The 231-nt window shown below is 34.2% G+C and carries 1 protein-coding gene; it reads right to left on the bottom strand.

Features of this window, described 5'->3' with window-relative positions:
* Positions 1-231, bottom strand: a 231-nt coding sequence (locus KVT27_RS26400; protein ID WP_217582359.1) for a hypothetical protein, incomplete at both ends; no start/stop codon positions are given.

Here is a 231-nt window from a genome sequence, read left to right as displayed (position 1 = left end):
ATTTTATCTACCATGGCTTCAAAACGTTCATCCACCGATCGTAAAGCATTGATAACTTGCCATACAGCCTCATAATTTTTGTTATTATCTAATATTGTTTCTGGTTTTTCATCAATTGGAATAACTATCGGCAGAATAATATAACCATAATCTTTTCCTTCTGCTTTACGCATAATACGTCCAACAGCCTGAACAATGTCGACTTGCGATTTTTTAGGAGCTAAGAAAATG

This window comes from Lysinibacillus sp. GbtcB16 (assembly GCF_019091145.1).
Classification (GTDB): Bacteria; Bacillota; Bacilli; order Bacillales_A; family Planococcaceae; genus Lysinibacillus; species Lysinibacillus fusiformis.
Note: the sequence above shows the minus strand (reverse complement) of the source record. Positions and strands in the feature narration are given on the sequence as shown.